At 71.0% G+C, this 22,979-nt stretch carries 21 protein-coding genes; 9 read left to right on the top strand and 12 right to left on the bottom strand.

Features of this window, described 5'->3' with window-relative positions; all coding sequences use genetic code 11:
- The first annotated feature begins 15 nt into the window (after positions 1 to 15).
- Positions 16 to 1,821: a bifunctional metallophosphatase/5'-nucleotidase gene (locus tag TN53_RS34765; RefSeq protein WP_046262785.1), complete on the top strand. Its 1,806-nt coding sequence runs from the start codon at positions 16 to 18 to the stop codon at positions 1,819 to 1,821.
- Between the two features lie 217 nt (positions 1,822 to 2,038).
- On the opposite strand, the gene TN53_RS34760 is transcribed toward TN53_RS34765, so the two are convergent.
- The 7 genes from TN53_RS34760 to TN53_RS34730 all read right to left on the bottom strand — a co-directional run bounded on the left by TN53_RS34760 (position 2,039) and on the right by TN53_RS34730 (position 10,606).
- Positions 2,039 to 3,451 carry a lysine N(6)-hydroxylase/L-ornithine N(5)-oxygenase family protein gene (locus TN53_RS34760; protein ID WP_046262784.1) on the bottom strand — a complete coding sequence of 471 codons (1,413 nt, stop codon included), beginning with the start codon at positions 3,449 to 3,451 and terminating at the stop codon, positions 2,039 to 2,041.
- A complete protein-coding gene (locus tag TN53_RS34755; RefSeq protein WP_046262783.1) occupies positions 3,448 to 4,857 on the bottom strand; it encodes a pyridoxal phosphate-dependent decarboxylase family protein in 1,410 nt (469 codons plus the stop codon). The genes TN53_RS34760 and TN53_RS34755 overlap by 4 nt, the downstream gene beginning before the upstream one ends.
- A gap of 126 nt (positions 4,858 to 4,983) precedes the next feature.
- Entirely contained in the window at positions 4,984 to 5,802 is an 819-nt protein-coding gene (locus TN53_RS34750) for an NmrA family NAD(P)-binding protein (RefSeq protein WP_052745356.1), read from the bottom strand.
- Between the two features lie 106 nt (positions 5,803 to 5,908).
- Positions 5,909 to 8,401 (bottom strand): aminopeptidase N, encoded by a 2,493-nt coding sequence (gene pepN, locus TN53_RS34745; RefSeq protein WP_046262781.1) that lies wholly within the window; start codon positions 8,399 to 8,401, stop codon positions 5,909 to 5,911.
- 56 nt (positions 8,402 to 8,457) lie between these two features.
- On the bottom strand, positions 8,458 to 9,009 hold the full coding sequence (locus TN53_RS34740) for a response regulator (RefSeq protein ID WP_046262780.1): 552 nt from the start codon (positions 9,007 to 9,009) through the stop codon (positions 8,458 to 8,460).
- A gap of 140 nt (positions 9,010 to 9,149) precedes the next feature.
- A complete protein-coding gene (locus tag TN53_RS34735) occupies positions 9,150 to 9,509 on the bottom strand; it encodes a chorismate mutase (protein WP_046262779.1) in 360 nt (119 codons plus the stop codon).
- Between the two features lie 206 nt (positions 9,510 to 9,715).
- On the bottom strand, positions 9,716 to 10,606 hold the full coding sequence (locus tag TN53_RS34730; RefSeq protein WP_046262778.1) for a helix-turn-helix domain-containing protein: 891 nt from the start codon (positions 10,604 to 10,606) through the stop codon (positions 9,716 to 9,718).
- 83 nt (positions 10,607 to 10,689) lie between these two features.
- On the opposite strand from TN53_RS34730, the gene TN53_RS34725 reads away from it, so the two are divergent.
- Together TN53_RS34725 and TN53_RS34720 are read left to right on the top strand one after the other, a co-directional pair.
- On the top strand, positions 10,690 to 12,429 hold the full coding sequence (locus TN53_RS34725; protein ID WP_046262777.1) for a glycoside hydrolase family 35 protein: 1,740 nt from the start codon (positions 10,690 to 10,692) through the stop codon (positions 12,427 to 12,429).
- Positions 12,430 to 12,524: 95 nt separating this feature from the next.
- A complete protein-coding gene (locus TN53_RS34720; protein WP_046262776.1) occupies positions 12,525 to 13,406 on the top strand; it encodes a hypothetical protein in 882 nt (293 codons plus the stop codon).
- A gap of 69 nt (positions 13,407 to 13,475) precedes the next feature.
- Here the strand turns inward: TN53_RS34720 and TN53_RS34715 are convergent, their stop codons facing one another.
- Both TN53_RS34715 and TN53_RS34710 read right to left on the bottom strand, forming a co-directional pair.
- Positions 13,476 to 14,381 (bottom strand): SDR family oxidoreductase, encoded by a 906-nt coding sequence (locus TN53_RS34715; RefSeq protein ID WP_046262775.1) that lies wholly within the window; start codon positions 14,379 to 14,381, stop codon positions 13,476 to 13,478.
- A gap of 1 nt (position 14,382) precedes the next feature.
- Complete coding sequence (locus tag TN53_RS34710) at positions 14,383 to 15,123, bottom strand: SDR family oxidoreductase (RefSeq protein WP_046262774.1); 741 nt, start codon at positions 15,121 to 15,123, stop codon at positions 14,383 to 14,385.
- Between the two features lie 54 nt (positions 15,124 to 15,177).
- Here TN53_RS34710 and TN53_RS34705 point away from each other — a divergent pair, with 54 nt between their 5' ends.
- Genes TN53_RS34705 through TN53_RS34690 form a run of 4 tightly spaced genes read left to right on the top strand, consistent with a single transcriptional unit; the run spans position 15,178 to position 18,517 of the window.
- A complete protein-coding gene (locus TN53_RS34705) occupies positions 15,178 to 15,936 on the top strand; it encodes an enoyl-CoA hydratase family protein (RefSeq protein ID WP_046262773.1) in 759 nt (252 codons plus the stop codon).
- The gene (locus TN53_RS34700; protein ID WP_046262772.1) at positions 15,937 to 16,740 is read left to right on the top strand and encodes a CoA transferase subunit A; all 804 of its coding nucleotides are present in this window, start codon (positions 15,937 to 15,939) and stop codon (positions 16,738 to 16,740) included.
- 11 nt (positions 16,741 to 16,751) lie between these two features.
- Entirely contained in the window at positions 16,752 to 17,468 is a 717-nt protein-coding gene (locus TN53_RS34695; RefSeq protein WP_046262796.1) for a CoA-transferase subunit beta, read from the top strand.
- Positions 17,468 to 18,517: an NAD(P)H-dependent flavin oxidoreductase gene (locus TN53_RS34690; RefSeq protein ID WP_046262771.1), complete on the top strand. Its 1,050-nt coding sequence runs from the start codon at positions 17,468 to 17,470 to the stop codon at positions 18,515 to 18,517. The genes TN53_RS34695 and TN53_RS34690 overlap by 1 nt, the downstream gene beginning before the upstream one ends.
- Before the next feature lie 21 nt (positions 18,518 to 18,538).
- Here the strand turns inward: TN53_RS34690 and TN53_RS34685 are convergent, their stop codons facing one another.
- Genes TN53_RS34685 through TN53_RS34675 form a run of 3 tightly spaced genes read right to left on the bottom strand, consistent with a single transcriptional unit; the run spans position 18,539 to position 21,157 of the window.
- Positions 18,539 to 19,696 carry an acetyl-CoA C-acetyltransferase gene (locus TN53_RS34685; RefSeq protein WP_046262770.1) on the bottom strand — a complete coding sequence of 386 codons (1,158 nt, stop codon included), beginning with the start codon at positions 19,694 to 19,696 and terminating at the stop codon, positions 18,539 to 18,541.
- 35 nt (positions 19,697 to 19,731) lie between these two features.
- Positions 19,732 to 20,346, bottom strand: a complete 615-nt coding sequence (locus tag TN53_RS34680) for a TetR/AcrR family transcriptional regulator (protein ID WP_046262769.1) — start codon at positions 20,344 to 20,346, stop codon at positions 19,732 to 19,734.
- Between the two features lie 25 nt (positions 20,347 to 20,371).
- On the bottom strand, positions 20,372 to 21,157 hold the full coding sequence (locus TN53_RS34675; RefSeq protein ID WP_046262768.1) for an SDR family oxidoreductase: 786 nt from the start codon (positions 21,155 to 21,157) through the stop codon (positions 20,372 to 20,374).
- Positions 21,158 to 21,216: 59 nt separating this feature from the next.
- Between TN53_RS34675 and TN53_RS34670 the strand changes: the two genes are divergently transcribed.
- Both TN53_RS34670 and TN53_RS34665 read left to right on the top strand, forming a co-directional pair.
- The gene (locus TN53_RS34670; RefSeq protein ID WP_046262767.1) at positions 21,217 to 22,356 is read left to right on the top strand and encodes an acyl-CoA dehydrogenase family protein; all 1,140 of its coding nucleotides are present in this window, start codon (positions 21,217 to 21,219) and stop codon (positions 22,354 to 22,356) included.
- Positions 22,356 to 22,979 (top strand): acyl-CoA dehydrogenase family protein (locus TN53_RS34665; protein WP_046262766.1); only part of this gene is annotated, 624 nt, incomplete at its 3' end. The genes TN53_RS34670 and TN53_RS34665, both read left to right, overlap by 1 nt.

Genomic DNA, 22,979 nt, shown 5'->3' with positions numbered 1-22,979 from the left:
CGAGGAGATCAAGACATGCCGTTGAACCGCAGGAAGTTCCTGGAGAAGTCCGCCGTGACCGGTGCGGGCGTCGCGCTGGCCGGTGCCGTGGGGGCTCCTGCGGCCGAGGCGGCGGAGGCCAAGAAGGGGCAGAAGCCCGCGAAGCGGTACTCCTTCACGGTGATGGGCACCACCGACCTGCACGGCAACATCTTCAACTGGGACTACTTCAAGGACGCCGAGTACACGGACGCCAAGGGCAACGCGAGGGGTCTGTCCCGGGTCTCGACCCTGGTGAACCAGGTCCGTGCGGAGAAGGGCCGCCGCAACACGCTGCTCATCGACGCGGGCGACACGATCCAGGGCACCCCGCTGACGTACTACTACGCGAAGGTCGACCCGATCACCGCGCCGGGCGGTCCGGTGCACCCGATGGCCGCGGCCATGAACGCCATCGGCTATGACGCCGTGGCGCTGGGCAACCACGAGTTCAACTACGGCATCGAGACGCTGCGCAAGTTCGAGGACCAGTGCCACTTCCCGTTGCTCGGCGCGAACGCGCTGGACGCGAAGACGCTGAAGCCGGCCTTCCCGCCCTACTTCGTCAAGAAGATCTGCCCGCCCGGTCTCCCGCCGGTCAAGGTGGCCGTCCTCGGTCTGACCAACCCGGGCATCGCGATCTGGGACAAGGCGTACGTCGAGGGCAAGCTGGTGTTCCCGGGCCTGGAGGAGCAGGCCGCGAAGTGGGTGCCGAAGCTGCGGTCGATGGGCGCGGACGTGGTCGTGGTCTCGGCGCACTCGGGCTCCTCGGGCACCTCCTCCTACGGTGACCAGCTGCCGTACATCGAGAACTCCGCGGCGCTGGTGGCCCAGCAGGTGCCCGGCATCGACGCGATCCTGGTCGGCCACGCGCACACCGAGATCGCGGAGCTGCTGGTCACCAACGAGAAGACCGGCAAGACGGTCGTGCTGTCGGAGCCGCTGGCGTACGCGCAGCGGTTGTCCCTGTTCGACTTCGAGCTGGTCTTCGCCAAGGGCCGCTGGACGGTCGAGTCGGTGAAGGCGACGGTGCGTGACTCGAAGACGGTCGCGGACGACCCGAAGATCACGAAGCTGCTGAAGGACGACCACGACATCGTGGTGGAGTACGTCAACCAGGTCGTCGGTACGGCCACCGACACGCTGACGACGGTCGAGGCACGCTACAAGGACGCTCCGATCATCGACCTGATCACGAAGGTCCAGGAGGATGTGGTCAAGGCGGCACTGGCGAGCACCGAGTACGCCGCGCTGCCGGTCCTCTCGCAGGCCTCGCCGTTCTCCCGTACGTCGGAGATCCCGGCGGGCAATGTGACGATCCGGGACCTGTCCAGCCTGTACGTGTACGACAACACGCTGGTCGCGAAGTTGCTGACGGGTGCGCAGGTCAAGGCGTACCTGGAGTACTCGGCGCAGTACTTCGTGCAGACCGCGGCGGACGCCGCGGTGGACGTGGAGAAGCTGACGAACGCGGAGAGCCGTCCGGACTACAACTACGACTACGTGTCGGGGCTGTCGTACGAGATCGACATCGCGCAGGCGTCGGGTTCGCGGATCAAGAACCTCACCTACAACGGTGCGGCGCTGGACGACGCGCAGCAGTTCGTGTTCGCGGTGAACAACTACCGTGCCAACGGTGGCGGTGCGTTCCCGCACGTGGCTTCGGCGAAGGAGCTGTGGGCGGAGTCGACCGAGATCCGTACGCGGATCGCGGAGTGGGTGACGGCGAAGGGTGTGCTGAACCCGGCCGACTTCGCGTCGGTGGACTGGAAGCTGACGCGGAACGGTACGCCGGTCTTCTAGAGGTCCGGTCTTCCAGAGGTCCGGCCTTCCAGAGGTCCGGTCTTCCAGAGGTCCGGCCTTCCAGAGGTCCGGCCTTCCAGAGGTCCGGCCTTCCAGAGGTCCGGCCTTCCAGAGGTCCGGCCTTCTGGAGGTCCGGCCTTCCCAAGGTTCGGCAGAGTTGCGTCCACGGCGCCGGCGAGGCTTTCACGTCGGCGCCGTTGGCGTGCGCGCTCTTCTCCTAGCGTCCCTGGACCAGTGGGGTGAGTGTCTGGGCCTGGCGGGCGGCCGGGACCTGGGGCTGTTGGTCGAGGCCGAAGGTGGTGAAGGCCGTTCGGGTGGGGAGGGGGTAAGGGGCCTTCTGTGTCAGGGAGTTGAGGATGGTGGCGCTGCGCCAGGCGGCGAGGCCGAGGTCGGGGGTGCCGACGCCGTGGGTGTGGCGTTCGGCGTTCTGGACGTAGAGGGTGCCGGTGACGGAGGGGTCGAGGACGAGGCGGAACTGTTCGTCGACGCGGGGGCGTTCACGGCTGTCGCGGCGCAGGTAGGGGTCGAGTCCGGCGAGGATGCGGTCCAGGGGGCGTTCGCGGTAGCCGGTGGCGAGGACGACGGCGTCGGTGGTGAGGCGGGAGCGGGTGTTCTGCTCGGTGTGTTCGAGGTGGAGTTCGACCTTGGTGGTGGCGACGCGTCCCGCGGTGCGGACGCGGACGCCGGGGGTGAGGACGGTGTCGGGCCAGCCGCCGTGCAGGGTGCGCCGGTAGAGCTCGTCGTGGATGGCGGCGATGGTGTCGGCGTCGATGCCTTTGTGGAGCTGCCATTGGGCGGTGACGAGGCGGTCGCGTTCGGCTTCGGGGAGGGCGTGGAAGTAGCGGGTGTAGTCGGGGGTGAAGTGTTCCAGGCCGAGCTTGGAGTACTCCATGGGGGCGAAGGCCTCGGTGCGGCCGAGCCAGTGGAGGCCTTCGCGGCCCGCGGGGCGGGTGCGGAGCAGGTCGAGGAAGATCTCGGCGCCGGACTGTCCGGTGCCGACGACGGTGACGTGTTCGGCGCGCTGGAAGGCGTCCCGGTGGGCGAGGTAGTCGGCGGCGTGGATGACGGGCACGCCGCCGGCCTCGACGAGGGGTTTGAGGGGTTCGGGGACGTAGGGCTCGGTGCCGACGCCGAGGACGATGTTCTTCGTGTACGTCCGGCCGAGGGCTTCGGCTTCTCCGTCGGTGTCGAGCTGGGTGAAGTCGACCTCGAAGAGGTCGCGTTCGGGGTTCCAGCGGACGGCGTCGACCTGGTGGCCGAAGTGGAGTCCGGGGAGGTTCTCGGCGACCCAGCGGCAGTAGGCGTCGTATTCGGCGCGCTGGATGTGGAAGCGCTCGGCGAAGTAGAAGGGGAAGAGCCTCTCGCGGCTCTTGAGGTAGTTGAGGAAGGTCCAGGGGCTGGCGGGGTCGGCGAGGGTGACCAGGTCGGCGAGGAAGGGGACCTGGATTCTGGCGCCGTCGATGAGGAGGCCGGGGTGCCAGTCGAAGGCGGGGCGTTGTTCGTAGAAGACGGTGTCGAGTTCGGCGAGGGGGTGGGCGAGGGCGGCGAGGGAGAGGTTGAAGGGGCCGATGCCGATGCCGACGAGGTCGCGGGGTGCGTCGGGCTGCTGGTGGGGCGGTGTGGGGGTCATCTGTGGGTGGTTCCTTCCACGACTTTCAGGAGTGCGGCCAGGTCGTCGGGCCGGGTGTGGGGGTTGAGGAGGGTGGCCTTGAGCCAGAGCCGGCCGTCGAGGCGGGCCCGGCCGAGGACGGCGCGGCCGTCGGTGAGGAGTTTTCGGCGTACGGCGGCGATGTCGTCGTCGGTGGCGTGGACCGGCCGGAACAGGACCGTGCTGATGGTGGGCGGGGCGTGGAGCTCGAACCCCGGGTGGTCCTGGATGAGTTCGGCGAACTCTCCTGCCCGTGCGCAGACTTGGTCGACGAGTCGGCCGAGTCCGGTGCGCCCGAGGGTTTTCAGGGTGACGGCGATCTTGAGGGCATCGGGGCGGCGGGTGGTGCGCAGGGAGCGGCCGAGGAGGTCGGGGAGGCCGGCTTCGGTGTCGTCGTCGGCGTTGAGGTAGTCGGCGCGCTGGTGGAGTGCGGTGAGGTCTTGGGCGTTCTTTACGGCGAGGAGTCCGGCGGCGGCGGGCTGCCAGCCGAGTTTGTGCAGGTCGAGGGTGACGGTGGCCGCGCTGCTGATGCCGGTGAGCTTCTCGCGGTGGCGGTCGCTGAAGAGGAGTCCCCCACCGTATGCCGCGTCGATGTGCAGGCGGGCGCCGTGGGATTGGCAGACCGCGGCGATCTCGGGGAGCGGGTCGATGAGGCCGGCGTCGGTGGTTCCCGCGGTGGCGGCGACGAGGTGGGGGCCATGGAGGTCGGTGAGTGCGGCGTCCAGTGCTGCCGGGTCGAGGGTGCCCGCGGAGGCGGGGATGATCACCGGGTCGGGGAGGCCGAGGAGCCAGGCGGCTCGGGGTAGGGAGTGGTGGCTGTTGGCTCCGCAGACCAGGTGGGTGCCGGCGCCCAGGGCTTCTCGGGCCAGGAGAAGGGCCAGTTGGTTCGATTCGGTGCCGCCCGTTGTGATCAGAGAGTCGGCTGCGGGCCGGTGGGGGCTTGTCGCGCAGTTCCCCGCGCCTCTGGGTGGGTCCCCGTAGACCTCGTTCGCAAGTACCCGCGTTACCAGTCCCTCCAGTTCCGACGCCGCTGGCGCCTGGTCCCAGGAGTCCAGGGACGGGTTGAGGACTGATGCCGCCAGGTCGGCTGCCGCCGCCACCGCGAGGGGTGGGCAGTGCAGGTGGGCGGCGCACCAAGGGTCCGCCGGGTCTGCGGAGCCTTCCGCGAGGGCCCGTACCAGGTGCCGTAGGGCCTCCGGGTCGCCCTCGTCGGGGAGTACGTCGCCCACCGCCGCCCGTACTCGCGCTGCGACTGTCTCCGGGCCGCCCGCCGGCAGTGGTCCCCCGCGCTCGCGCGTGCCGTCCCGCAACGCTTCGAGGACGGTGTCGAGCAACGGGCGCAGGGCGCGGGGGCCTTCGGGGCCGGAAGCCAGTGGCGGGGTGCTCATGAATCGACCTCCGGGGCGCCGGCAGAGGGAGTTCCAGCTTGTACGCGGTTGCGTGGGCGCGCCCGAAAGGTTCAACGATTCAGACCCGAAAGGGGGTACTTCCGTGCGGGGAAAACGTGTTGGAGGTCAGCCCCGGAAGTCCTCGGCGTGGTCCCGGGCCCACTGTTCGAAGGCGCGGGCCGGGGTTCCGGTGATCTTCTCGACGGTGTCGGTGATCTCCGGGGTCACGCCGACGGTGGCGGCCCAGCTCTTCAGCAGGAACTGGAGGAGGTGTGGCGGCATGTGGGAGAACAGTTCGGTGGCGGCCTGCTCCGGCGGGAGTTCGACGTACTCCAGGTCGCGTCCCAGGGCCCGGCCGATCGCGGCGATCTGGTCGGCGTTGCTGGTGGCCGCGGGTCCGGTGAGGATGTGGGCGGCGCCTTCGTGGCCGATGTCGAGGAGGGCGTGTTCGGCGACGGCGGCGATGTCGTCCTCGTGGATGGGGGCGCTCATCGCGTCGGCGAAGACGCCGCGGACGGTGTCGCCGGCGTGGATCTGCGCCGCCCATGAGAGGGCGTTGACGGCGAAGGCGTGGGGGCGCAGGAAGGTCCATTGCAGGCCGCTGTCGCGGATGGCGCGTTCGGCGTTGGCGTGCATGACCTGGAGGGGGTTGCTGTCGTCGGCGCCTTCTTTGACGTATCCGGCGGACAGGAACACGACGTGGCGGACGCCGGCTTCACGGGCCGCCGTGAGGAGTTCGGCGTTCGCGGCCTGGACGTAGAGGAAGAGTTTGGTGGCGCCTTCGAAGACGGACTTGTCGGGGTGGAGGCGCATGACCTCCACCCCGTCGGGCAGTGCGGCCTTCTGCGGGTCGCGGCTGAGGGCGCGTACGGGTCGGCCTGCGGCGACGAGGCGGTCGACGAGGGCACGGCCGACGTTTCCGGTGGCGCCGGTTACTAAGATCACGGGTCTGTCTCCCAGAGTTGATCGTCCTTGACTGTCCGTAGCCTAGAGCGGACGATCACCTTCCCGCGTCGTCTCCCGGGAGCAACCGTGGCCTACGTCTGAGGTCCTAGGACTCCCTCACTCGCAGCGCGCGTGCCAGGTCGTCGAGTTGGTCGGCGAGCTTGCGGCGCAGGGCCGGGATGGGCTCGGCGTTGCGCAGGCAGCGTTCGCCGTGGTTCAGGGTGTCGGCGTCGACGGCGTAGGCGGGGAACGCGTAGCGGCCGGCGGCGTCGGCGATGGCGGGGCCGCGGCGGGCGGCGAGGGCTACGGCGTCCTCGAAGTAGCGTGGGACGTACTCGTGCAGGAGTTCGGCCTGTTCGGGCTGCCAGAAGCCCTGGGCGGTGGCGGTGAACAGGTAGTTGGACAGGTCGTCGTGGGCGAACATGGCCTCCCACGCGGTGCGCTTGGCTGCCGCGTCGGGCAGGGCGGCGCGGCAGCGGGTGGCGCCCTCCTGGCCGGTGGCGGACGGGTCGCGGTCGAGTTCGGCGGCGATGGCGGTCTCGTCGGTGGCGTCGAGGACGGCGAGGCGGGCCAGGACGCGCCAGCGCAGTTCGGGGTCGAGTTCGGGGCCGCCGGGGACGGTGCCGTCGGCGAGCCAGGCGGCGATGGTGTCGGGGTGGGCGGCGACGTCGATGAAGTGGCGTACGGCGATCAGGCGCAGGCCGGGGTTGTCGCCGTCCTCGGTGCGGCGGATGAGGTCGCGGCACAGGGAGGTGAGGGTGGCGAGGGCGGCGGGGCGCTCCTCGGGCGTCACATAGCGGCCGGCGACCTGGACGGAGGCGAAGGCGAGGACGCCCTGGACGAGGGCGAGGTCGGTCTCGCGCGGGAGGTGGGTGCGGGCGGCCTCGAGGTAGGCGGTGGGCGCCAGTTCGCCGTCGCGGACCGCGTCGCGCAGGGCGTTCCAGACGACGGCGCGGGTGAGCGGGTGGGGCAGGCCCGACAGGGCGGCGTGGACGGTGTCGAAGGAGTCGGCGTCGAAGCGGATCTTGGCGTAGCTGAGGTCGCCGTCGTTGAGGAGGAGGAGGGCGGGGCGCTTGCCGATGGGCTGGGGTGCGGTCTGCGGGATGTCGAGGTCGAGGCGTTCGCGCAGGACGAGGTGGCGGCCCTCGTCGCTGACGTCCTGGTCGTAGAGGCCGACGGCGATGCGGTGCGGACGGCTGCCGGTCTGCTCGACCTGGAGGGTGTAGGTGCCGTCGTCGCCGCGGCTGACCTGGGGCCTGAGGGTGTCGACGCCGGTGGTGCGCAGCCAGGTCTGCGCCCAGGCGTGGACGTCGCGTTCGGTGCTGCTCGCGAGGGAGTCGATGAAGTCGGCGAGGGTGGCGTTGGCGAACTTGTGGCGGGCGAAGTGGGTGTTGATGCCGGCGAGGAAGTCCTTCTCGCCGAGCCAGGCGACCAGTTGCCGTAGTGCGGAGGCGCCCTTGGCGTAGGAGATGCCGTCGAAGTTGAGCATGGCGGAGGCGGTGTCGGGCACGACCTCGGGGTCGGGGGCGACGGGGTGGGTGGAGGGGCGCTGGTCGGCCTCGTAGCCCCAGGCCTTGCGGACGATGCCGAAGTCGGTCCAGGTGTCGGCGAAGCGGGTGGCTTCGGCGCAGGTCTGGTAGCCCATGTACTCGGCGAAGGACTCGTTGAGCCAGATGTCGTCCCACCAGCGCAGGGTGACGAGGTCGCCGAACCACATGTGGGCCATCTCGTGGGCGATGACCATGGCGCGGGTCTGGCGTTCGGTGTCGGTGACGGCGGAGCGGTAGACGAACTCGTCGCGGAAGGTGACCAGTCCGGGGTTCTCCATGGCGCCGGCGTTGAACTCGGGGACGAACGCCTGGTCGTAGGAGTCGAAGGGGTAGGGCTCCTCGAACTTCTCGTGGTAGCGGTCGTAGCACTGCTTGGTGACCTCGAACAGTTCGTCGGCGTCCGCGTCGAGGTAGGGGGCGAGCGAGCGGCGGCAGTGCAGGCCGAAGGGCAGGCCTCGGTGTTCGGTGGTGACGGAGTGGTAGGGGCCGGCGGCGACGGCGACGAGGTAGGTGGAGATCTGTGGGGTGGGGGCGGCCTGCCAGTGGCCGTCGCCGAGGTGTTCGGTGATGCCGTTGGCGAGGACGGTCCAGGTCTCGGGGGCCTTCACGGTCAGTTCGAAGACGGCCTTGAGGTCGGGCTGGTCGAAGGCGGCGAAGACGCGGGGGGCGTCGTCCATGCAGAGCTGGGTGTAGAGGTAGGTCTCGTCGTCGGTGGGGTCGGTGAAGCGGTGCATGCCTTCGCCGGTGCGGGAGTAGCGCATGCGCGCGTCGACGCGGAGTTCGTGTTCGCCGGCGGTGAGGTTCTTCAGGGGCAGCCGGTCGCCGTCCAGGGTCTCCGGGTCGAGGGGCTGTCCGTCGAGGGCGACGGAGCGCAGCTGTGCGGGCTTGAGCTCGACGAAGGTGTCGCCGTCCGTGCGCAGGGTGAAGCGGATGACGGTGCGGGAGTCGAAGGTGTCGTCGCCGGTCGTCAGATCGAGGTCGATCGTGTACCGGTGGACGTCGAGGAGCTTGGCACGGGTCTGCGCTTCGTCGCGCGTCAGTACGGACATGCAGGACATGCTGCCTGATGGGACTGGCCGGGCACAGGGGCGGATCGGTACGCGGCCTATGTCCGGTCCTGTTCGAGACTGCTGTGGTGCGCCCCTTCTGCGCGCTGGAGCGGGACCCGGGTGTCGGGGTGGGGCAGGGCGGGGTGCGAGGGGCCGTCGTGGGGCTCGCCGTGGTTCTTGACGAGGGCGCGCAGTTCGCGGATCTCCTCTTGCAGGGCGAGCTGGCGCCGGTGGGCGTCGTAGAGGTAGCGGACCTTGGTGCGCAGTGCCCAGGGGTCGATGGGTTTCGTGATCAGGTCGGCGACGCCGAGGCCGAAGGCGGTGGAGGTCAGTTCGTGGTCGGTGCCGAAGCCGGTGAGCAGGACGACGGGTATGTGCTGGGTCTGTTCCAGGCGGCGCATGTAGCGCACGACGTCGAGGCCGCTGACGCCGGGCATGCGGACGTCGAGGAGGAGCAGGCCGACCTGTCCGCGGAGTACTTCTTTGAGGGCCTCGTCGCCGCTGGTGGCGCGGCTGAGCCGGTACCCCAGCGGGGCGAGGGCGCTCTCCAGGGCGTACAGCGTGTCCTCGTGGTCGTCGACGATGAGGATCTTGGCATCCGACGGCATGGCCCGACGTCCCTCCCGCGTGGGACAACCAGCTTGTGTCCGAGGAGCTGACGGGGAGTGCTCGCCAGCTGACAAGGAGTGCACAGCGCAGCATGCCTCTCGCGGACCCGCCTGTCACGCCCTTTCGGCGTCGGCCGAGCTCAGTTCGCCTGTGGCGAGGTGCCGTTGGCCGTGTTCTCCACGGTCTCTGCGATCCGTTCGTGGTGGCGGATCACTTCGGCGATGATGAAATTGAGGAACTTCTCGGCAAAGGCCGGGTCGAGCTTGGCGTTCTCGGCGAGGGTGCGCAGCCGTTCGATCTGGCGGGCCTCGCGGGCCGGGTCGGCGGGCGGCAGTTGGTGCTGGGCCTTGAGGTGGCCGACCTGCTGGGTGGCCTTGAAGCGTTCGGCGAGCATGTGGACGACGGCGGCGTCGATGTTGTCGATGCTGTCGCGCAGCCGGGCGAGCTCCTCGCGCACGGCGGGGTCGACGTCACCGGTTCCGTTGGTGCTGGTGGTCATGGGCGACCACCCTACGTGGCGGCTGCTGCGGCGGTGTCGAGGTGTCCGCGATCGGGCCCGGTCCCTGCGGACGGCCGCCCGCGAAGGAGCGTCGGAGCGGCCCGGCTCGGTCGTGGGGTCGGCTCAGGTCGCCTTGGCGCGGGCCTCACCACGCGAAGGGTCCGCCGCAGTCGCCTCGGTGGGGCCGCAGGCAGCCGCCGTGGCCCCTACCCGGCGTCGGTGCCGGGGAGTCTGGGCGGATCGTCGGGGTCGGGTACCTGGTCGCTCCAGCCGCCGGGGACGGCGCGGCCCTGCTGGGCGCGGAAGCGGACGGGCGCGGTGCCGACGCGGCGGGTGAAGAGGCGGGAGAAGTAGGCGGGGTCGTCGTAGCCGATGCGGCGGGCGACGGCGGCGACGGGGAGTTCGGTGGCGGCGAGGAGTTCCTTGGCGCGGCCCAGGCGGATGCCGAGGAGGTAGTCCTTGGGGCTGCAGCCGGCGCCGCGGCGCACGGCGGTGCGCAGTTCGGCGAGGGTCATGCCGTGCCGGGCGGCGTGGTCGGCGACGGACATGGGGGTGAAGGCGTCGCGGGCGAGGGCCTTGAGGACCTGGTGGCCGTCGGGGGTGAGGTCGGCGCGGGCGCGGCGCAGGGCGACGAGGAGTTCGTGGACGGCGGCGCCGGTCTCGACCTCCAGGAGGGGGTTGTCGCGGCGGGCGGCGCGGGCCATGCGTCCGATGACGCCACGGGGTCCGGTGGCGTCGGTCAGGGGCACGACGGGCCGGTCGGGTTCGATGTAGCCGAGTTCGGTGTAGGTGGCGGTGGCGGGTCCGGTGAAGTCGACGAAGCCCTCGTCCCAGCCGGTTTCGGGGTCGGGCGCGTAGTGGTGGGGGACGCCGGGGGTGAGCCACAGCAGGGCGGGCGCGGTGACGGTCGTACGGCGGCCGCGGGCGTCCTCGTACCAGCCGCCGCCGGTGCTGATGACGACGGCGACGTGGTGGTCGAGGGTGCGGGGGCCGACGGTGGGCAGGGCGCCGTACTGGAGGCCGACGCCGAGGCAGACGAGGCCGAGGCGGTGGTGAGCGGGGCCGGGCGTGAGGAACCGCATCCAGGTGTGGTACATCGACAGGCCCCGTTTCGTCCGTCCAAGCTGCGCCGATCTTTGTCCATGGACCCTGACCTGCGCCAGAGGCGAGGGTGGGGCATATGAGCGAGTTCACGGTGGGGGAAAAGGACTTTCTGCTGGACGGGCGGCCGGTGCGGCTGCTGTCCGGCGCGCTGCACTACTTCCGGGTGCACGAGGCGCAGTGGGGGCACCGGCTGGCGATGCTGCGGGCGATGGGCCTGAACTGCGTGGAGACGTACGTCCCGTGGAATTTTCACGAGCCGGGGCCGGGTTCCCACGACGATGTGGAGGCCCTCGGCCGTTTCCTGGACGTGGCGCGGGAGGCGGGGCTGTGGGCGATCGTGCGGCCGGGGCCGTACATCTGCGCCGAGTGGGAGAACGGCGGGCTGCCGCACTGGCTGACGGGGCGGCCGCGCACCGGCGACGCGGAGTACCTGGGGCACGTGGAGCGCTGGTTTTGTCGGCTGCTGCCCCAGGTCGTGGCCCGGCAGATCGACCGCGGCGGCCCGGTCATCATGGTGCAGGTCGAGAACGAGTACGGCAGTTACGGCTCGGACGCGGAGTATCTGCGCCGGCTGGCCGCGCTCCTGCGCGAGACGGGCGTCACGGTGCCGCTGTTCACCTCCGACGGCCCCGAGGACCACATGCTGACCGGCGGCTCGCTCCCCGGTGTCCTCGCCACGGTGAACTTCGGCTCCCACGCGCGCGAGGCCTTCGAGACCCTGCGCCGGCACCGGGCCGCCGGGCCGCTGATGTGCATGGAGTTCTGGTGCGGCTGGTTCGACCACTGGGGCGCCGAGCACGTCGTACGGGCTCCTGGGGACGCGGCGGCGGCCCTGCGGGAGATCCTGGAGTGCGGGGCCTCCGTGAACCTCTACATGGCGCACGGCGGGACGAGCTTCGCGGGGTGGGCGGGCGCGAACCGGGGCGGTGGCGATCTGCACGACGGTGTGCTGGAGCCGGATGTGACGTCGTACGACTATGACGCGCCGATCGACGAGTTCGGCCTTCCCACGGACAAGTTCTGGCGCTTCAGGGAAGTCCTCGCCGAGTACGCGGACGGCCCGCTTCCCGAACTGCCGTTGGAACCGGCGCAGTTGGGCTTTCCCGCCGAGGTGGAGCTGACCGGCTGGGCGTCCCTGAGCGACGTCCTGGAGACGCTCGGCGGCCCGGAGACCCTCTCCCCCGTCCCGCCGGCCTTCGAGGAACTCGACGTGGACCGGGGCCTGGTGCGCTACGAGGTGACCGTCCCGGGGCCCCGCCAGCCCTACCCGCTGATCGCGCGCGGGGTGCGGGATCTGGCGGTGGTGTACGTCGACGGGGAGCGGGCCGGGGTGCTCACCGAGCAGGACGAGCGGCTGAAGGAGCCGGTGGCGGGGCACGCGCGCGTGGAGCTGTGGGTGGAGTCCCTGGGGCGGGTCAACTACGGGCCGCGGACCGGGGAGGCGAAGGGGATCACCGGGGGGCTGCTGCACGAGCGGCAGTATCTGCACGGGGTACGCGCGCGTGGACTGCGGCTGGACGCGCTGGAGGACGTCGACGGGGTGGTTTTCCGGCCGCTTCCCGAAGAAGGCGCCCCGGGGCTCTACCGGGGCACCCTCACCGTGCGGGGCGCGGGGGACGCGCTGCTCGAACTGCCGGGCTGGACAAGGGGGTTCGTGTGGGTCAACGGCTTCAACCTGGGCCGCTACTGGTCCGCGGGCCCGCAGCAGGCGCTGTATGTGCCCGGCCCGGTGCTGCGGGAGGGCGTCAACGACGTATGGGTGCTGGAGTTCGAGGAGGCGGCGCCCGACCGGGCGCCGCGGCTCAGCAGCCGATGACCTTGTGCGGGTGCACGTCCTGGTGGCCGCCGGGGAAAATCCGCCCGCACCCTCGTAGAGTGGAGTCGGGTTCAGGGCGTCTTGGGGGTACGGGCGTGACGAACGACGGACCGGTCGAGCACGGCTACCCGCACCTGGAGACGGTGCGGGCCTCGATCACCGCGCTCTGGAAACGGCTGTCGTACGACACCGTCCAGACGTTCTCGACCAGCGTGGCCCCCGCCGACGTGGCGTTCTGCGACACGGACGATCTCCATCTGGGGACGCAGCGGGTGGCCCGTGAGCTGGTGCGGCACTACCGGCTCCCCGACGCCCGGATGATCGTCGGCTTCCGGGAGATGACGCATGCGGCGAACGTCGAACTGGCCGCGGGGCCCGAGTACTTCGTGGAGTTGAACGACCGTTTCCGTACCCATCGCCGGGACATCGGGGCGGCGCTGGCGCACGAGGTGATGCATGTCTATCTGCACCGGCTCGATCTGTCGTTCCCGGGTCTGAGGGAGAACGAGATCCTCACGGACACGGCGACGACGTATCTGGGTGCGGGGTGGCTGCTGCTGGACGCGTACCGGGAGGACGCGGCGTCCTCGCAGAAGCTGGGGTATCTGACGCCGGAGGAGTTCGGGTACGTGCTGGCGAAGCGGTCGCTGGTGTTCGGTGAGGATCCGTCGGTGTGGTTCACCAGTGCGCAGGCCTATACGGCGTATGTGAAGGGGATGGCGAAGGCACGGGAGGACGAGCAGCAGCCTCCGCTGACCGCTGCCGGCTGGGCTGGGCGGCGGCGGTATGCGCGGGATCGGCGGGCTCATGTTCCGCAGTCCGGTGCGTCGTATGCCTTCACGCCCGATGGGGGTGCCGGGGGGCTGCGGGTCTCCTTTCCCTGTCCTACCTGTCATCAGAAGATCAGGGTGCCGGTGCGGGGGCGGGTTCGGGCGCGGTGCGGGTTGTGCAGGACCGTGCTGGAATGTGACACGTAGTAGGTGTGTCGTTGTCTGCGGGTGAGTGGGGGCTGGTCGCGCAGTTCCCCGCGCCCCTGAGTCGGTCCCCTAAGCCCCGTACGCCTGTCCCGGCGTCTCCGCCTCGCCAAGCAGCTTCAGTGCCGTCTCTCCCGCTTCCGCCGGAGTCCACCTCGACCCCCTGTCGACGCTCGGGCCCGCACGCCAGCCCTGCATCACCGTGATCCGGCCAGCCTCCACCTCGAACACCCGGCCGCTCACCCCCGCACTCCCCGCCGAGCCCAGCCATACCACCAGCGGCGAGACGTTCTCCGGGGCCATCGTGTCGAAGCCCGCCCCGGGGGCCGTCATGGTCTGGGCGAACACCCGCTCTGTCATCCGCGTCCGTGCCGCCGGGGCGATCGCGTTGACCTGGACGCCGTAGCGTGCGAGTTCCGCCGAGGCGACGAGCGTCAGGCCCACGATGCCCGCCTTCGCCGCGCTGTAGTTTCCCTGCCCGACCGAGCCCAACAACCCGGCGCCGCTGCTGGTGTTGACGACCCGAGCGGCCGGTGTGCGTCCCGCCTTCGCCTCCGTCCGCCAGTGCGCGGCGGCCTGCTTGAGCGGCAGGAAGTGGCCCTTGAGGTGGACGCGCATCACCGCGTCCCAGTCGTCCTCGTCGAGGTTGACGAGCATCCGGTCGCGCAGGAACCCGGCGTTGTTGACGAGGGTGTCGAGGCGGCCGTACGTCTCCAGCGCGGTGGTGATCAGGGAGCTCGCCCCTTGGGTCGTGGCGATGTCGCCACCGTGGGCGACGGCCTCGCCGCCCGCCGCACGGATCTCCGCGACCACCTGTGCGGCCGGGCTGTCGGCGTCGGGCGCCCCGTCGAGGCCGACGCCGAGGTCGTTGACGACGATGCGGGCCCCCTCGGCGGCGAAGGCGAGCGCGTGCGCCCGGCCGAGTCCGCGGCCGGCCCCGGTGACGACGACGACCCGGCCGTCGCAGATTCCGCTCATCTCAGGTCTCCTTGTTGGCAGTTGCCGCGTCCAGGAACAGCGGCCGTTCCCCGCCCCCGTGCACCAGCAGCGAGGCGCCGGTGATGTATGCGGCGGCGTCCGAGGCGAGGAAGACGGCCGCGGCGCCGATCTCCGCAGGCTCGGCCAGCCTGCCGAGCGGGACGGTGTGGGAGACGGCGTCGATGCCGTCCTCGTCGCCGTAGTGGAGGTGGGCCAGCTCGGTGCGGACCATGCCGACGACCAGCGTGTTCACCCGTACGTCCGGCGCCCACTCCACCGCCATCGACCGGGCGAGGTTCTCCAGTGCGGCCTTCGCCGCGCCGTACGCCGCCGATCCGGGCGAGGGGCGGCTGCCGCTGACGCTGCCGATCATGACGACCGAGCCCTTCGACCTTTTCAGGTGCTCGTACGCCGCGAGGGAGGCCGTGAGCGGGGCGAGCAGGTTCAGCTCGATCACCCGCGTGTGCCGCTCGGCGTCCGCGTCGGCCAGTAGCCGGAACGGCCCGCCGCCCGCGTTGTTGACGAGGACGTCGAGGCGGGGCAACGCGGCGAAGAAGGCGCGTACCGCATCCGGGTCCCGCACATCCAGGGGCACGAACTCGGTTCCCTCCAGCGGCACTTCGGGCGGTCGTCGCGCGCACAGCACGACGTCCGCCCCCGCGCTCACGAACGCCCGCGCGATCCCGGCGCCGACTCCTCGCGTGCCGCCCGTGACGACCGCGACCCTCCCCTTCAGCTCCATTGCCCGCTACCCTTCACCTAACAAACGTTTGGTGGAAAGGTAGCTGATGCTTCCATGGGTGTCTCCACCTCGTCTCCGGAAACGGGGCACGGAAAAGACGGCATCGCGGTCGTCACGGTCGACTTCCCACCGGTGAACGCCCTGCCGGTGGAGGGCTGGTTCGCGCTCGCCGACGCGGTGCGCGGGGCGGGCCGCGATCCGCGGGTGCGGTGTGTGGTGCTGGCCGCCGAGGGCCGGGGGTTCAACGCGGGCGTGGACATCAAGGAGATCCAGGCACAAGGCCCTTCGGCTCTCGTCGGCGCCAACCGCGGCTGCTACGAGGCCTTTTCGGCGGTGTACGACTGCGAGGTCCCGGTGGTGGCGGCCGTGCAGGGCTTCTGTCTGGGCGGCGGTGTCGGTCTCGTCGGCAACGCGGACGCGATCGTGGCGAGCGAGGACGCCACCTTCGGGCTGCCGGAGCTGGACCGCGGTGCGCTGGGCGCGGCCACGCATCTGGCCCGGCTGGTCCCCCAACACCTCATGCGCGCCCTGTACTTCACCTCCCGCACGGCGACCGCGGCCGAGCTGCACGCGCACGGTTCGGTGTGGCGTGTGGTGCCGCGTCCCGGACTCCTCGAAGCGGCGCTGGAGTTGGCGCGTGAGATCGCCGCCAAGGACGGGGAACTGCTCCGGCTCGCCAAGGCCGCGATCAACGGTATCGACCCGGTCGACGTGCACCGCAGCTACCGCTTCGAGCAGGGCTTCACCTTCGAGGCGAGCACCGCCGGGGTGGCCGACCGCATCCGTGACACGTTCGGGAAGGAGGGCCGATAGGTGAGCGACAAGACCATGACCGCGGACGAGGCCGTGGCCCGGCTGCACAGCGGCATGACCCTCGGCATCGGCGGTTGGGGCTCGCGCCGCAAACCGATGGCCCTGGTCAGGGCGCTGCTCCGGTCGGAAGTCACCGACCTGACGATCGTCTCGTACGGCGGCCCGGACGTCGGCATGCTCGCCGCGGCCGGACGGATCCGCAAGCTGGTGGCCGCCTTCGTCACCCTCGACTCGATCCCCCTCGAACCGCACTACCGCGCGGCCCGCGAGCGCGGCGCCTTCGAGCTGATGGAGGTCGACGAGGCGATGTTCATGTGGGGGCTGCACGCGGCGGCGAACCGGCTGCCCTTCCTGCCGGTGCGGGCGGGCGTCGGTTCGGACGTGATGCGGGTCAACCCCGGGCTGCGGACGGTGACTTCGCCGTACGACGACGGTGAGACGTTCGTGGCCATGCCCGCCCTGCGGCTGGACGCGGCCCTGGTCCACGTCAACCGCGCCGACCGGCTGGGCAACGGGCAGTGTCTGGGCCCGGACCCGTATTTCGACGACCTGTTCTGCGAGGCTGCGGACACCGCGTACCTCTCGTGCGAACGGGTCGTCGACACGGCCGAGTTGACGAAGGAGGCTCCACCGCAGTCGCTGCTGGTCAAGCGGCATGTGGTGAGCGGAGTCATCGAGGCTCCGAACGGGGCGCACTTCACGTCCTGCGCGCCGGACTACGGGCGGGACGAGGCCTGGCAGAAGGCTTACGCGACCACGCCCTGGCCGGAGTTCGCGGCACGGTATCTGGAGGAGGGATCGTGAACGCCTCTCTTGTGCCGCCCACCCGCGCCGAGTACTGCGTGATCGCCTGTGCCGAGGCCTGGCGGGACGGCGGCGAGATCCTGGCGAGCCCCATGGGCCTGATCCCCTCCGTCGGGGCCCGTCTCGCGCGGCTCACCTTCGCCCCGGATCTGCTGCTGACGGACGGCGAGGCGATGCTGGTCCGCCCGGACGGCACCGTCGAGGGCTGGCTGCCGTACCGGCAGCATCTGGCCCTGGTGACGGGCGGGCGGCGGCACGTGATGATGGGCGCGAGCCAGATCGACCGGTACGGCAACCAGAACATCTCCTGCATCGGCGACTGGGCGCAGCCGAAGCGTCAGTTGCTCGGGGTGCGGGGGGCGCCGGTCAACACCCTCAACAACCCGACGAGTTACTGGGTGCCCCGGCACTCGCGGCGGGTGTTCGTCGAGAAGGTCGACATGGTGTGCGGGGTGGGCTACGACCACGCTGCCGGCGCCCGCTTCCATCGCGTCCCGCGCGTCGTCTCCGACCTCGGCGTCTTCGACTTCGCGACGCCGGACCACTCGATGCGGCTGGCCTCGCTGCATCCCGGGGTGAGCGTCGAGCAGGTGGCGGAGGCCACGGGGTTCGCCCTGATCATCCCGGACGAGGTGCCGTACACGCGTGAACCGAGCGTGGAGGAGCTGGAGTTGATCCGCGAGGTGCTCGACCCGGTCGGCGTCCGCTCGCGGGAGGTCGCCGTCTGATGGACACGGCACTCACCCGGCTGGTCGGGGTCCGCCATCCGATCGTGCAGACCGGGATGGGCTGGGTGGCGGGCCCCCGCCTGGTGTCGGCCACGGCGAACGCCGGCGCGCTGGGCATCCTGGCCTCGGCGACGATGACCCTCGACGGGCTGCGCGAGGCCGTGCGGGAGGTCAAGTCCCGCACGGATGCGCCCTTCGGGGTCAACCTCCGTGCCGACGCGGCGGACGCGGGCGACCGGGTGCGGCTGATGATCGACGAGGGGGTACGGGTCGCCTCCTTCGCCCTCGCGCCCTCCGCCGAGCTGATCGCCGAGCTCAAGGAGGCGGGGGTCGTCGTCGTCCCGTCCGTCGGTGCCCGCCGGCATGCCGAGAAGGTGGCGGCGTGGGGGGCGGACGCGGTGATCGTGCAGGGCGGGGAGGGCGGCGGACACACCGGCGAGGTGGCGACGACCGTGCTGCTGCCGCAGGTGGTGGACGCGGTGGACATCCCGGTCGTGGCGGCCGGGGGCTTCTTCGACGGGCGAGGGCTCGTCGCGGCGCTGGCGTACGGGGCGGCGGGCGTCGCGATGGGCACCCGGTTCCTGCTCACATCGGACTCGACGGTGCCGGACGCGGTGAAGGCGCGCTATCTGGCGGCGACGGTGAAGGACGTGACGGTGACCCGTGCGGTCGACGGCCTGCCGCACCGGATGCTGCGCACGGACCTGGTGGCCGGGTTGGAGAACTCCGGCCGCGCGAGGGCCCTGGTGCGGGCGGTCCGCCATGCGACCGGTTTTCGCCGGCTGTCCGGACTCACCTGGCGACAGATGATCGGCGACGGCCTCTCCCTGAAGCACGGCAAGGACCTCACCTGGAGCCAGGTCCTCCTAGCCGCGAACACGCCGATGCTGCTCAGGTCGGCGATGGTGGACGGCCGTACGGATCTCGGTGTCATGGCTTCCGGGCAGGTCGCCGGTGTGATCGACGACCTGCCGTCGTGTGCGGAGCTGGTGGAGCGGATCATGAAGGACGCCGAGGACGTACTGAAGAGCCTCATGGCTTCTCCATGACCGAGAGGCCGCAGGACGGCCTCAGAGCCTCTCGATGATCGTCACGTTCGCCTGGCCCCCGCCCTCGCACATCGTCTGCAGTCCGAACCGGCCGCCCGTGCGCTCCAGTTCGTGCAGCAGGGTCGTCATCAGCTTGACGCCCGTGGCGCCCAGGGGATGGCCGAGGGCGATGGCTCCGCCGTTGGCGTTGACCTTCTCCGGGTCGGCGCCGGTTTCCTTGAGCCAGGCCAGCACGACCGGGGCGAAGGCCTCGTTGATCTCGACGAGGTCGATGTCGTGGATGGAGAGGCCGGTCTTCTTCAGGGCGTGGGCGGTGGCGGGTATCGGTGCCGTCAGCATGCGGATCGGGTCCTCGCCGCGCACCGAGAGGTGGTGCACGCGGGCGCGTGGTGTCAGCCCGTGTTCGCGTACCGCCCGCTCCGAGGCCAGCAGCATGGCCGCCGCCCCGTCCGAGACCTGCGAGGAGCACGCGGCGGTGATCGTGCCGCCCTCGACGACCGGCTTCAGCCCGGCCATCTTCTCCAGCGAGGTGTCCCGGCGCGGGCCCTCGTCGACGGATACGTCCCCGTAGGCGACGGTCTCCCGCTCGAAGCGCCCCTCGTCGATCGCCCGCACCGCCCGCTGGTGCGAGCGCAGCGCGAACTCCTCCTGGTCCGGCCGGCTGATCCCCCACTTCGCGGCGATCATCTCGGCGCCGACGAACTGGTTCACCGGCTTGCCCCCGTACCGCGCCTGCCAGCCCGCACTGCCCGCGAAGGGCCCCTGGGTGAGCCCGAGCGGCTCGGCGGCCTGCCGGGTGGCGAAGGCGATGGGGATCAGGGACATGTTCTGCACGCCGCCCGCGACCACCAGATCCTGTGTCCCCGACAGCACGCCCTGCGCCGCGAAGTGCACCGCCTGCTGGGAGGAGCCGCACTGCCGGTCCACCGTCACCCCCGGCACCTCCTCGGGCAGTCCGGCCGCCAGCCAGCAGGTCCGCGCGATGTCCCCGGCCTGTGGCCCCACCGTGTCCAGACAGCCGAAGACGACGTCCTCGACGGCTCCCGGATCCACCCCGGCCCGCGCCACCAGTTCCTTCAGGACATGCGCGCCCAGGTCGGCGGGATGGACCCCGCTGAGCCCTCCCTTGCGCCGCCCGATGGGCGTCCGGACCGCTTCGACGATGTAGGCCTCGGCCATGCCAACTCCCCAGACTCCTCGGAATCCCCAATGAGTTACGTACGTACGGCGATCCCGTCCAGCACCATCGAGAGGTACTGCCGGGCGATCTCCTCCGGGCTGTGCTGTCCGCCGGGCCGGTACCAGGACGCGGCGACCCAGACGGTGTCGCGCACGAACCGGTAGGTGAGCCGGACGTCGAGGTCGGCCCGGAACACCTCGGCCGCGACCCCGCGCTCCAGCGTGGACAGCCACGCCTTCTCGAACTTGCGCTGCGACTCGGCGAGGAACCCGAACCGCTCCTGCGCGACCAGCTGCCGGCTCTCCTTCTGGTAGATCGCGACGGCGGCACGGTGCCGGTCGATCTCCCGGAACGACTCGGTGACCAGGGCCTCCAGCGTCTCGCGGGGCCCGAGTTCGGCGGCCAGGACGGTGTCGTAGCCGTCCCAGAGCTCGTCGAGGAAGGTCCGCAGGATCTCCTCGAGCATCGACTCCTTGGAGTCGAAGTGGTAGTAGAGGCTGCCCGCGAGCATGCCCGCGTGGTCCGCGATCTTGCGGACGGTGGTGGCGTTGTAGCCCTGCTCGGCGAAGACCTCGGCGGCGGTGTCGAGGAGTTCCCGGCGGCGGGCGGGCGCGGCGGGGGTCACCTGCGGCTTCTTCTTGGTCGGCACGACATCATTCTGGACGCTCCGCTCGTCAGGCGTGCTGGCTGCTGACGGCGACGACTTCGCCCGTCATGTACGAGGAGTAGCCGCACGCCAGGAACACGATCACGTTGGCCACCTCCCAGGGTTCGGCGTACCGCCCGAACGCCTCGCGCGCGGTCAGCTCCGCCAACAGCTCCGGCGTGGTCACCTTCGCGAGGTGCGGGTGCATGGCGAGGCTCGGCGCCACCGCGTTGACGCGCACCCCGAACTCGGCCGCCTCCAGGGCCGCGCACCGGGTCAGCGCCATCACGCCCGCCTTCGCGGCGGCGTAGTGCGCCTGTCCCGCCTGGGCTCGCCAGCCGATGACGGAGGCGTTGTTGACGATGACGCCGGTGCCGGAGTCGCGCATCAGCCGCAACGCGGCCCGGGTGCAGCGGAAGGTGCCGGTCAGTGTGACGTCCAGGACGCGGGACCACTGGTCGTCGGACATGTCGACGAGAGGTGCGGTCCCGCCGAGCCCGGCGTTGTTGACGACGACGTCCAGCCGTCCGTGTTCCGCCACGGCGGTGTCGAACAGGGCCCGGACCTGGGACTCGTCGGTGACATCGCACGGCAGGGCCGTCACCGCGCCCGGGAAGTCCCGCCCGAGCTCGGCCTCGTACTCCTTGAGCCGCCGCGTGTGCGCGTCGCTGATCAGCACCCGCGCACCCTCCTCCAGGAACCGCCGCGCGGTGGCGCCGCCGATGCCGGCGCCGGCCGCCGCGGTGATGACGGCGGTGCGCCCGCTCAGCAGTGCGTGCCCTGGCTCGTACGCCGGAGTCTCGACGCCTGTCATAGGGCCACGCTAACCTACCAAACACTTGTTAGGGAAGCGCCGTCGAAGGGCTGTTGCCGATGGACCTCGCCTTCACGCAGGAAGAGGAGGCCTTCCGGGCCGAGGCCCGCGCGTGGCTGACCGCCCATGTGCCGTCCGAGCCGCTGCCCTCCCTGGAGACGGCGGAGGGCTTCGCGGCGCACCGCGCGTGGGAGGCCGAACTGGCCGCGGACCATTGGTCGGTGGTCGACTGGCCGACGGCGTACGGCGGCCGGGACGCGGGGCTGGTCAGCTGGCTGCTGTTCGAGGAGGAGTACTACGCGGCGGGCGCTCCGGGACGCGTCAACCAGAACGGCATCAGTCTGCTCGCGCCGACCCTCTTCGACCACGGCACGCAGGAGCAGCGCGCGCGGGTGCTGCCGTCGATGGCCGGTGGCGAGGTGGTCTGGGCGCAGGCGTGGTCGGAGCCGGAGGCCGGTTCGGACCTGGCGTCCTTGCGCTCCAGGGCAGTCCGTACGGACGGCGGCTGGCGCTTGAGCGGGCAGAAGACCTGGTCGTCGCGGGCGGCCTTCGCGGACCGTGCGTTCGGCCTGTTCCGCAGCGACCCGGACGCTCCGAGACCTCACCAGGGTCTGACGTACCTGATGTTCGATCTGCGTGCGCCTGGCGTCACGGTGCGTCCGATAGCCCGCCTGGACGGCAAGCCGGCCTTCGCGGAACTCTTCCTCGACGAGGTGTTCGTGCCGGACGAGGACGTGATCGGGGAGCCGGGGCAGGGGTGGCGGATCGCGATGTCGACGGCGGGCAACGAACGGGGGCTGAAGCTCCGCTCCCCCGGCCGCTTCCTGGCCGCCGCGGACCGTCTGCACCGTCTGTGGGAGGCCCAGGGCAGCCCGGCGCAGAGCGGCGACCGGGTCGCGGACGCGTTGATCGGAGCCCGCGCCTACCGGCTCTTCACCTTCGCGGCGGCCTCCCGCGTCCTGGACGGCGGATCACTGGGCCCGGAGTCCAGCCTCAACAAGGTCTTCTGGTCAGAGTACGACATCGCGCTGACGGAGACGGCCCTGGATCTCCTGGGCCCCGAGGGCGAGCTGGCGGACACCGACTGGTCCGAGCGCTACGTCTTCTCCCTCGCCGGTCCCATCTACGCGGGCACCAACGAGATCCAGCGCGACATCATCGCCGAGCGCCTGCTCGGTCTGCCGAAGGGACGCCGGTGATGAGGTTCCTCATGGACGCCGAGCAGCGTGCCTTCAGTGCCTCGCTGGACGCGATGCTGACCGCCGCGGACACCCCGGCGGTGATCCGGGACTGGAGCCGGGGCGACCACGTGAGGGGACGCGCGCTGTGGGCGCGTGTCGCGGAGGCGGGGGTCTTCGCGCTGGCGGTTCCGGAGACGCACGAGGGGCTGGGCCTACGGCCCGTGGAACTCACGCTCGCCTTCGTCGAGTTGGGCCGGCACGCGGCGCCCGGCCCGCTGGTGGAGACGGCCGCGGCGGCGGCACTGCTCGCGGGCCTGGACGACCCAGGTCCGGCGAAACGCCTGCTGCCCGCGCTGGCCTCGGGCGAGTCGACGGCGACTCTGGCGACGGGTCCGTACGCATTGGACGCGGACGTGGCGGACATACGCCTGACGCTGTCGACGCCGGTGCAGGGGTCCAGGGGGCGCAGCCCCCTGGGAGCGGGGTCGAAGGGGCGGCAGCCCCTGGAGGACGGGACGGGCAGGGGCGGCGGGGGCGAGGAAAATCCCACCGAACTCCGCCTCGCTCCCCCACCCGGCTCCCCCCACCCCACCCTCGACCCCGCCCGGCGCCTCTTCGAAACTCCCCGCGGCGGCGAACTC

The sequence above is a fragment of the Streptomyces sp. WM6386 genome, assembly GCF_000972385.1.
Lineage (GTDB): Bacteria > Actinomycetota > Actinomycetes > Streptomycetales > Streptomycetaceae > Streptomyces.
This window is presented reverse-complemented; position numbering and strand designations above follow the sequence as displayed.